The organism is Methylobacterium sp. WL12 (genome assembly GCF_008039475.1).
Lineage (GTDB): Bacteria > Pseudomonadota > Alphaproteobacteria > Rhizobiales > Beijerinckiaceae > Methylobacterium > Methylobacterium cerastii.
This window is the reverse complement of the sequence record NZ_VRUW01000069.1, coordinates 18,485-27,031: the sequence shown is the minus strand read 5'-3', so window position 1 is coordinate 27,031 and position 8,547 is coordinate 18,485. Positions and strand designations below refer to the sequence as shown.

The 8,547-nt window shown below is 73.8% G+C and carries 6 protein-coding genes; 3 read left to right on the top strand and 3 right to left on the bottom strand.

Annotated features, from left to right (window positions below; translation table 11 throughout):
• Positions 1–8: 8 nt before the first annotated feature.
• Together FV226_RS20540 and FV226_RS20535 are read left to right on the top strand one after the other, a co-directional pair.
• Positions 9–1,199, top strand: coding sequence for a murein L,D-transpeptidase family protein (locus FV226_RS20540; protein ID WP_238273062.1), 1,191 nt, complete (start codon positions 9–11; stop codon positions 1,197–1,199).
• 205 nt (positions 1,200–1,404) lie between these two features.
• Positions 1,405–2,301, top strand: a complete 897-nt coding sequence (locus FV226_RS20535; protein ID WP_147754333.1) for an MBL fold metallo-hydrolase — start codon at positions 1,405–1,407, stop codon at positions 2,299–2,301.
• Positions 2,302–2,312: 11 nt separating this feature from the next.
• Here the strand turns inward: FV226_RS20535 and FV226_RS20530 are convergent, their stop codons facing one another.
• Together FV226_RS20530 and FV226_RS20525 are read right to left on the bottom strand one after the other, a co-directional pair.
• Positions 2,313–2,501 (bottom strand): hypothetical protein, encoded by a 189-nt coding sequence (locus FV226_RS20530; RefSeq protein WP_147764340.1) that lies wholly within the window; start codon positions 2,499–2,501, stop codon positions 2,313–2,315.
• 94 nt (positions 2,502–2,595) lie between these two features.
• The gene (locus tag FV226_RS20525) at positions 2,596–3,264 is read right to left on the bottom strand and encodes a DJ-1/PfpI family protein (RefSeq protein ID WP_147764343.1); all 669 of its coding nucleotides are present in this window, start codon (positions 3,262–3,264) and stop codon (positions 2,596–2,598) included.
• A gap of 314 nt (positions 3,265–3,578) precedes the next feature.
• Here FV226_RS20525 and FV226_RS20520 point away from each other — a divergent pair, with 314 nt between their 5' ends.
• The gene (locus tag FV226_RS20520) at positions 3,579–5,075 is read left to right on the top strand and encodes a carboxypeptidase M32 (protein WP_147764339.1); all 1,497 of its coding nucleotides are present in this window, start codon (positions 3,579–3,581) and stop codon (positions 5,073–5,075) included.
• Here FV226_RS20520 and FV226_RS20515 read toward each other — a convergent pair.
• Positions 5,062–8,538 (bottom strand): YhaN family protein, encoded by a 3,477-nt coding sequence (locus tag FV226_RS20515; RefSeq protein WP_147764338.1) that lies wholly within the window; start codon positions 8,536–8,538, stop codon positions 5,062–5,064. The genes FV226_RS20520 and FV226_RS20515 overlap by 14 nt on opposite strands.
• Positions 8,539–8,547 lie beyond the last annotated feature (9 nt).

Below are 8,547 nucleotides of genomic sequence, written 5' to 3'. Positions count from 1 at the left end.
GCCCCGCGATGCGTCCAGCCCGCCCCCTGAGAGGTCTCGTCGCGTCGGGGTTTTCCGTCGTGCTCGCCCTGTTGGTCGCGGGTCAGGCGTCGGCGCAGAACGCCAAGGCCGAGGCGCCGATCCCGGGCGCCACCCTCGCGCTGATGGCGGCCAAGGGCACGAGCCCGCAGGCTCCGGTGCTGTTCCGGGCCTACAAGAAGGAATCCGAGATCGAGGTGTGGAAGAAGGGGGCCGGCGGGCGCTTCGTCTACGTCAAGACGTTCCCGATCTGCCGTTGGTCGGGCCAGCTCGGGCCGAAGCGCAAGAGTGGCGACCGGCAGACGCCGGAGGGGTTCTACAGCGTGCCGCAGCGGCAGATGAACCCGAACTCGCACTACTACCTGTCCTTCGACGTCGGCTACCCGAACGCCTACGACCGGGCGCATGGCGGCACCGGCTCGGCGGTGATGGTCCACGGCGTATGCTCGTCGATGGGCTGCTTCGCGATGATGGACAACACCGTGGGCGAGATCTACGCGATCGCCCGCGACGCGCTGAAGGGCGGGCAGTCTGCGTTCCAGTTCCAGTCCTACCCGTTCCGGATGACCGCCGAGAACATGGCGCGCTACCGCACCGACCCGAACATCGCGTTCTGGCGCGAGCTGAAGGCGGGCGCCGACCGGTTCGAGGCCACGGGGGAGGAACTTCAGGTTTCCGTCGTGGGCGGGCGCTACGCCTTCGCGCCCTCGAAGGACTCAGGCAAGGAAGCCGCCGTCGCCACCCGGCGCGCCGCGGAGGAGGCGCGGATCGCCGCCCTCGTCGAGGACGGGGCGGCGGCGATGCGCACCACCTATTCCGACGGCGGCCAGCACGCCTTCTGGGCGGCGCTCGCCGCCAAGGGCACCTCGCTCGGCGAGGTCAGCCGGCCCGAGGCGCTGGCCTATGCCGGGCTGGAGACGGTGGTCATCCCGGCGAGGCGCCGCGCCCCGCCGGTGCCGGAGGCGACCTGGGCCGCCTGGGCCGCGCCAAGCTCGGCCCTGTCGCCGACCCGCATGGCCGGCTTCGTCCCGTCCTTCGAGCGCGGGCCCGATCCCTTCGGCGGCCTCGACGCCCGCTTCGAGGACCGGATCCCGCGCTTCGTCCGGGCCGGCTGGGCGGTCGATCCGGCGGGGCTCGGCCGCAGGGCGACCGGACCGCTCGCGCTCGCCGACCGGCCGTGAAATCCGAAACGCGAGGCGTGGATGGGACTTATCCCATGTGCGGGCTCGCACATCGCAGCCTGCGGGGCCCACCCATCTCAAACTCTGTCAGAGAGCGGCGATGAGGAAACCACCGTCCGCCCACCGCCTCGGTCGCATTGACGCCGGAGCGGAGAACGGTTCCAGATCGAAGTCGATCGGACCATCCGAACGAAAACGACCCGTGATGACGATGTCGAGAAGTCCTGTAACGGACGGCGGTCTCACGCTGCGCTTCTGGGGCGTGCGTGGTTCGACGCCGGTCTGCGGCCCGGAATACGTCGAGTTCGGCGGCAACACCCCGTGCCTCGAGGTGCGCTGCGGCGAGCGACTGTTCGTCGTCGACGCGGGCTCGGGCCTCTATAATTGCGGCCAGCACAACCGCCAGGACCTGCCGAAGGAGGTCGACCTCCTCTTCAGCCACCTGCATCTCGATCACACCGGCGGCCTGCCGTTCTTCAAGCCCGCGGTGTTCGACGCCGAGCGCACGATCAACACCTGGTGCGGCAACCTCGACGGGCAGTCGGCCGAGGACGCGCTCGGCCGCCTGTTCTCGCCGCCGCTCTTCCCGGTGACCCTCGACATCCTCCCGTGCACGCTGAAGCATCACGGCTTCCGCGCGGGCGAGACGCTGACCTTCGCCGACGGTGCGACCGTCGACACGATCCTGCTCAACCATCCCCAGGGCTCGGTCGGCTATCGCTTCGAGCATGGTGGCAAGCGGCTCTGCATCATCAGCGACATCGAGCACACCGACCCGTGGCCGGACGCCGCGCTGATGCGCTTCGTCGAGGGCGCCGACCTGATGGTCTACGACGGGATGTTCACCGACGGCGAATACCCGACCTGCCGCGGCTGGGGTCACTCGACCTGGCAGAAGGGCGTGGAGCTCGCCCAGGCCGCCGGCGTGAAGGCGCTGGCGATCATCCACCTGCACCCGTGCCATTCGGACACGACCCTGCTTTCGGTCGAGGCGGACATGCAGGCTGTGATGCCGACGGCCTACATCGCCCGCGAGCGCCAGCGCGTCGAGGTTGGCGCGACGCCCGCGATCCGTCGCGAGCCGCTGATCCGCATCGCCTGACGGCATCCGGTTCACGCGCTCGCGCGCGGCCGCCGACGCTGAAGGTAGGCGAAGAAGCCGAACAGCGCGACGCCGATGATCACGCCGCTCCAGCCGTAATTCGTGAGCAGCTGTCCGTCGACCGGGTGCCCGATCAGGCCCATCGCCACCAGCAGGCCGAGCGCCGCGATCGCGGCCGAAACGAGCATTCCGAGCGTCATGGGGGCTTCTCGCGGAGCGGTTCCAGGTGGTCGGGTGCGCGACCGCTTCGTTGGCGAGAATGCGCCCCCGCCGCCCCCGTTCCGGGCCGCACGTTCACGGAGGCGTGCGTGACCGGTCGCGGGCCGCCGCCAGCGCGCCCGCGACGAGGGGGGCGAGGATCGCGTCCGCCGCTTGGGTGATCGCCGGCCCGGCCGCGGCCGGGCTGCCGGCGTCGAAGGGCGGGCGCGGCGCGTATTCCGCCACGAGCTGGCTGGTGCGGGCGTAGTCCGCGCCGCGCAGCCTCGCCGCCAGCGCGAGGGCGAAATCGAGCCCGGCCGAGATGCCGGCCGCGGTGACGCGGTTCCGATCGAACACCACCCGTTCGTCCACCGGCACGGCGCCGAGCAGGGGTAGGACGGCGTCGCGCACGCACCAGTGCGAGGTCGCGCGGTATCCGGCGAGCAAGCCCGCCGCGCCCAGGATCAGCGAGCCGGTGCAGACGCTGGTGACCCAGGCGGCGCGCCCGGCGCGGTCGCGCAGGAAGGCGAGGGTCGCCAAGTCGCGCATCTGGTCGGGCGTGCCGTCGCCCCCGGGCACGAACAGCACGTCGAGGTCGCGCGGGCAGGTCTCGAAATCCGCGGTGGCGACGAGGGCGAGCCCGGTATCGCTCGCGACGGGACCGGCGGCCCGCGCCACGAGATCCAGGCTGCCGGGCGCGAGGCCTGAAAGGATCTCCTGCGGGCCGACCACGTCGAGCGCGGTCATGCCCGGATAGAGCAGCATGGCGATCCGCACCGGCCCGTCCTTCGCGACGGACCTGGGTTCGGTCGCGGCGTGGGCGACGGGGCCTCCGACGAGGGCGGTGGAGGCCAGGGCTGCGGCGACGAAGGCACGGCGATCCACCACTCTGCTCCGGTCCCACGGCGCCCTCGGCGCGTCGCGACGATATGGGGCGCTCCCTGCGAAAGGCGCGGGCTCGCGCCGATCTCCGATCTCTAGGCGGGGTGTTCCCGGTGGCGCCCGGCGCCTATGACGAAGGCCGCCATCCCAGCCGGCCGCTCGCGAGGCCGGCGCGCCAACGCAGAGGCTCGCGCATCGTGAACGCCTATTCCGGTCTCGAACGCCGCTTCGCCCGCCTCGACGCGATCGGTGACGCCGCCGGCATCCTCGGCTGGGATTCCCAGACGTTGATGCCGGACGGCGCCGCCGACGGCCGCGCCGACCAGCTCGCGACCTTGCGCGGCCTCGCCCACGAGATCCTGACCGCACCCGAGACCGCCGACGCGCTCTCCGCCGCCGGCGAGCAGGGGCTCGATCCGTGGCAGGCGGAAAACCTCGCCGAGATGCGCCGCGTCCACGCCCACGCCGCCTCGGTGCCGGGCGACCTCGTCGAGGCGAGTTCGCGCGCGACCTCGAAGGCCGAGATGGTCTGGCGCGAGGCCCGCGCGCAGTCGGATTTCGGCCTGCTGCTGCCGCATCTCTCCGAGGTGCTGCGGCTCCAGCGCGAGATCGGGGCGATCAAGGGGGCGGCGCTCGGGCTCGGGACCTACGACGCGCTGCTCGACGAGTACGATCCCGGCATGCGCCGCGCGACCATCGACCCGCTCTTCGCCGAGCTGCGCACCCGGCTGCCCGGGCTGGTGGCGGCGGCCCGGGAGCGGCAGGCGGGCGAGCCCGCGCCGCTGCCGCTGGACGGCCCGTTCCCGGTGGACGCGCAGAAGCGGATCGGGCTGGCGCTGATGCGGGCGCTCGGGTTCGACTTCACCCGCGGGCGCCTCGACATCAGCCTGCATCCGTTCTGCGGCGGCGCCACGGACGACGTGCGGATCACCACCCGTTACGACGAGGCCGACTTCGGGCGGGCGTTGATGGGCGTGCTGCACGAGACCGGCCATGCGCTCTACGAGCAGGGCCGCCCGGCCGCATGGCGCAACCAGCCCGTCGGCAAGGCGCGCGGCATGAGCCTGCACGAGAGCCAATCGCTGATCGTCGAGATGCAGGCCTGCCGCAGCCGCGAATTCTTCGCGTTCCTGGCGCCCCTGGTGCGGGCGGAGTTCGGCCGCGACGGCGCCGCCTTCACGGCCGAGAACCTCCACCGCCTGCACACGCGGGTCGAGCCCGGCTTCATCCGGGTGGATGCCGACGAGGCGACCTATCCGGCCCACATCCTGCTGCGCTACGACCTCGAATCCGCGCTGATCGCCGGCGACCTCGCACTGGCCGACCTGCCGGGCGCGTTTAACGACGGCATGCGCCGCCTGCTCGGCCTCACCGTTCCGAACGACCGCCTCGGCTGCCTGCAGGACATCCACTGGCCGAGCGGCGCCTGGGGCTACTTCCCGACCTACACCCTCGGGGCGATGGCCGCCGCCCAGCTCTTCGCCGCGGCCAAGCGCGCCGAGCCGGGAATCTTGCCGGGCCTCGCCACGGGCGACTTCGCGCCGCTGCGGGGCTGGCTGCGCACGCACGTCCACGAACACGGCAGCCGGCTCCCCACCGACACGCTGCTCGAGCGGGCGACCGGCTCTCCGCTCGGGACGGAGGCCTACCTCGCCCACCTCGAGGCGCGCTACGGGCGCCCTACAGCGGAATGATGTCCACGGCCGAGCCGAGGCGTGCCTGCGCCAGGTCGGCCACGTGCCGGTGGTGGGTGAACAGGATCGGCTGCACCGTGCCGCCGATCGCTGCCAGCGCTTCGAGGCCGTGCCCGGTGCGCGCGTCGTCGAAGGTCGAGAACAGGTCGTCGCCGATGAACGGCGCCGGCTCTGCCTTGCCCGCGTAATCCTCCAGGTAGGCCAGGCGCAGGGCGAGGTAGAGCTGGTCGCGGGTGCCCTCGCTGAGACCCTGGACGTGGATCGTCTCGCCGCCCGCGCGGCGCGCCACGATCAGCGCCTTGTCGGCCTCGTCGTAATCCTGCGCGAGGCCGGAGAACGCGCCTCCGGTGAGCGCCGCCATGATCCCGCCGGCGCGGGCCAGCAGCGGGTCCTGCTGCCCGGTCCGCTGGCGGGCGATCGCGGTGCCGAGCATCAGGCTCGCGAGCTTCAGGACCGCCCATTGCCGGGCGCTGCCCTGTAGCTCGGCCTCGGCGGCCTTCTTCTGCGCCAGCGCCAGCTCGGCGCCGGTGCCGCCCTCCAGGGCCTCCCGCCGACGCTCGTTCCGGTCGCGCTCGGCGAAGGCCGTCTTGCCGCGCTGGTCGAGGTCCTCGTCCTCCATCGCCAGACGGCGCAGCCCCGCCTCGATCGCGTCCGGATCGATGGCGGCGAGATCCGCGCGCAGCGTCTCCTCGGGGATGCCGTCGGCGGCGCGGGCCAGCTCGGCGCGGCGCGCCTGCGCCTCGGCCCGCAACGCGCGCCGGGCGACGAGGCGCCCGTGCAGGGCCTCGACCACGTCCTGCGCTTCGGCCGAGAGGTCGGGAACCGTGTCGGCGAGAAGCCGCGCGAGCAATGCGAGCGCGTCGTCGCGCGCGCGCATCGCCGCCCCGGCCTCCCGTTCCGCCTCGTCGCGCCGCTTGGCGAGCTCGCGGCGGCGGGTCTCGCTCGCCTGCGCCTCCTGCAGCCGCTTCTGCAGGCTGCGGATGGCGGCGCTCGGCTGGATGTGGGCGAGGTCGGGCGCCAGCTCCGCGATCAGCGGCGTCACCGCGGCCCGGTAGGCCTCCATGTCGCGGCCGATGCCGGCGACCCGCGCGCGGCGGTTCTCGCGCTCGGCGAGCACGTTCGGCACCGCCTGCCAGGCGGCGAGCGCGCGGGTCGCCATCTCGGTCCCGGCCTCGCCGTCGAGCCCGATCGCGCCGACCGCCTCGGCCCAGGCGCTGCGCCAGGCGGCCTGCTTCGTCCTGGCGTCGGATAGGCTCGCCGTGAACCGCGCGATCCCGACCGCGGCGGCGCCGATCCGCGCGTTCGCCTCGCGGGTCGCCTCCCAGCGGGACGCGATGCCTGCGACGCGCTCCTCGATGCGGGCGAGGATCAGCCCCACGTCGAGGCCGGCGAGGTCCGCCAGCTCGGCGCGGGCGGCCAGGTCCAGCAGCGGCGCCCGCGAAGCCTCGATGCGCTCTGTGCGCAGCGCCCGGTCGATGCGCCGCTCGTCGAGGGCGCCCTTGGCCTCGATCAGGGTTTCGGCTTCCCCGAGCCAGGTCGTCATCTCCGCTGGCGTCGCGGCGGCGATGCCGGCCGGGCGCCAGAGGTCGGCCCAGGCGGCCAAGCCCTCGGCGGCCTCGGCTTCGATCTCGGCCAGGATCTCGTCCGCAGCCGCGGACTCGGCCATCTCGGCGTCGAGGCGCTGGCCGTCGGCGGCGTGCTCGGCGACGCGGGCGGCGTCGGCGGCGAGCTCGTCGGCGAGACGGTCGGCGGCCTGGGCCAGGCGCTCGTAGGCTGCGACCTCGCCCGGCGGGCGCCGAACGCCGTCGCTCAGCGCTTCGCGGAGGGGCGCGAAGGCCGCGTCGCGCTCGGCCCGGAGCGCCGACAGGTCGGCGCGGGTCGCGATCGGCCGTCCGGCCTCGCGTTCGCGCAGGCGTGCTTGGCGTGCCGCGACCTGGCGCCTCGCGGCGTCGCGGCGTTCCACGGCCAGCGCGCGCTCGCGCTCCTTGCCGTCGAGCAGGGCTCGGAAGCGGGCGACCGTCTCGACCGTCGGCAGGGGCGCGTCGGCCAGGGCCGCGACGTCGGCGACCGGCGGCGACAGGCGGGCCGCCTGGCCGCGCAGCACCTGCTCGGCGCGCCGCACGGTGGCGTCGAGGGCGTCGCGCTCGACGATCGCGGTGCGGATCGCCACCAGCGGCCGCAACGCCTCGCGGAACGGAGCCGGGTCGACGGGGGTGCCGCCCTCGGCCACGTCGCGCAGCAGGCCCTCGTGCTCGGCGCGGGCCGCGCCGAGGTCGCGCTCCAGGCGGGCGATGGCGGCGGCGTCCTCCTGCCCGTCGCGGATCAGCGCCTCGACCCGGGCGCGCTCGGCGTCCGAGGGTTGGCGCCGCGTCAGCGCCTCCACGTCGGGGAGGCCGACCCGGACGGCGAGCCGGGCGAGTTCGGCGTCGAACTGGTCGGCCTCGCCCTGGATGCGCGGCAGGTCGGCCCCGTTCTTGTCGAAGCGGTCGATCCCGCGAAAACCTTCCAGGATCTCCTCGGCGCGCCCGACGAGCCCGGCGTCGACCGCCACCGCCGCGAAGGCCGCCCGCGCCGCGTCCGCGGCCGCATCGATGCGCACGGCCTCCGCCTGACGGCCGCGGAGCGCCGCGCAGGCTTCGCCCAGGCGCTCGACCCAGGCGTCGGGGACCTCGACCAGATCGGGTTCGGCGCCGTCCCGCGCCGCGAGCGCGTCGATCTCGGCGATCAGCGGGCCGACGCGCCTGAGCCGCGCGAGCCGCGCCTGCTCGGCGGCGATCCGCATGCGCTCGGCCTTGATCGCGTCCAGCGACGCCCCGGCCGCGGCGATGCCCTCGTTGAGCTCGCGCCAGTCGCCGGCGCGCAACCCCGTCTCGCGGATCGCCTTGCGGGCTTCGTCGTAGCGGTCGAACGCCTGGTAGAAGCTGCGGTCCTGGCGCTTGCGCGGTCCGTAGATCCGGTCGGACTCGGCCTCCAGGCTCTTCTGCAGGTCGCTGTAGCCGCGCAGGCCCGAGGCCGCCGCGAACAGGCTGGCGCCGAGCTCGCCTTCGGCCAGCAGCATCTCCCTGGCCCCCTCGCGCAGGCTGTTCGCGTCGAGGCCGAAGGCGCGGCAGAACACCTCGCGGGTCAGGCCCCCGAGGAAGGGGGCGAGCGCCGCCTCCGGCAGGGCGGCGTCGTCGGCGTCGACCAGGGTGTTGCGGTTGCCCTTGCGGCGTCGGAACGCCAGCCGGCCGCCGTCGGCGCTGCCGATCTCGGCGCCGATCCGCAATTGCGGCATCTCGTGGAGGAAGGCGTAGGCCGTGCGCGTCTCGATGCCGAACAGCAGGTCCGTCACCGCGGCGAGCGCCGAGGATTTTCCGGCTTCGTTCGGCCCGAGCACGACGTGCAGGCGCGCGTCCGCACGGAATTCGACCCGCCGCCCGGTGAAGGGTCCGTAGCGTTCGAGGTCGAGGCTCAAGAGGCGCATGGGTGTCTC

Bases quoted from the DNA above. Each gene is read 5' to 3' on its own strand.
- FV226_RS20540 (WP_238273062.1), top strand. From the start codon at position 9: ATGCGTCCAGCCCGCCCCCTGAGAGGTCTCGTCGCGTCGGGGTTTTCC.
- FV226_RS20535 (WP_147754333.1), top strand. From the start codon at position 1,405: ATGACGATGTCGAGAAGTCCTGTAACGGACGGCGGTCTCACGCTGCGC.
- FV226_RS20530 (WP_147764340.1), bottom strand. From the start codon at position 2,501: ATGACGCTCGGAATGCTCGTTTCGGCCGCGATCGCGGCGCTCGGCCTG.
- FV226_RS20525 (WP_147764343.1), bottom strand. From the start codon at position 3,264: ATGCTGCTCTATCCGGGCATGACCGCGCTCGACGTGGTCGGCCCGCAG.
- FV226_RS20515 (WP_147764338.1), bottom strand. From the start codon at position 8,538: ATGCGCCTCTTGAGCCTCGACCTCGAACGCTACGGACCCTTCACCGGG.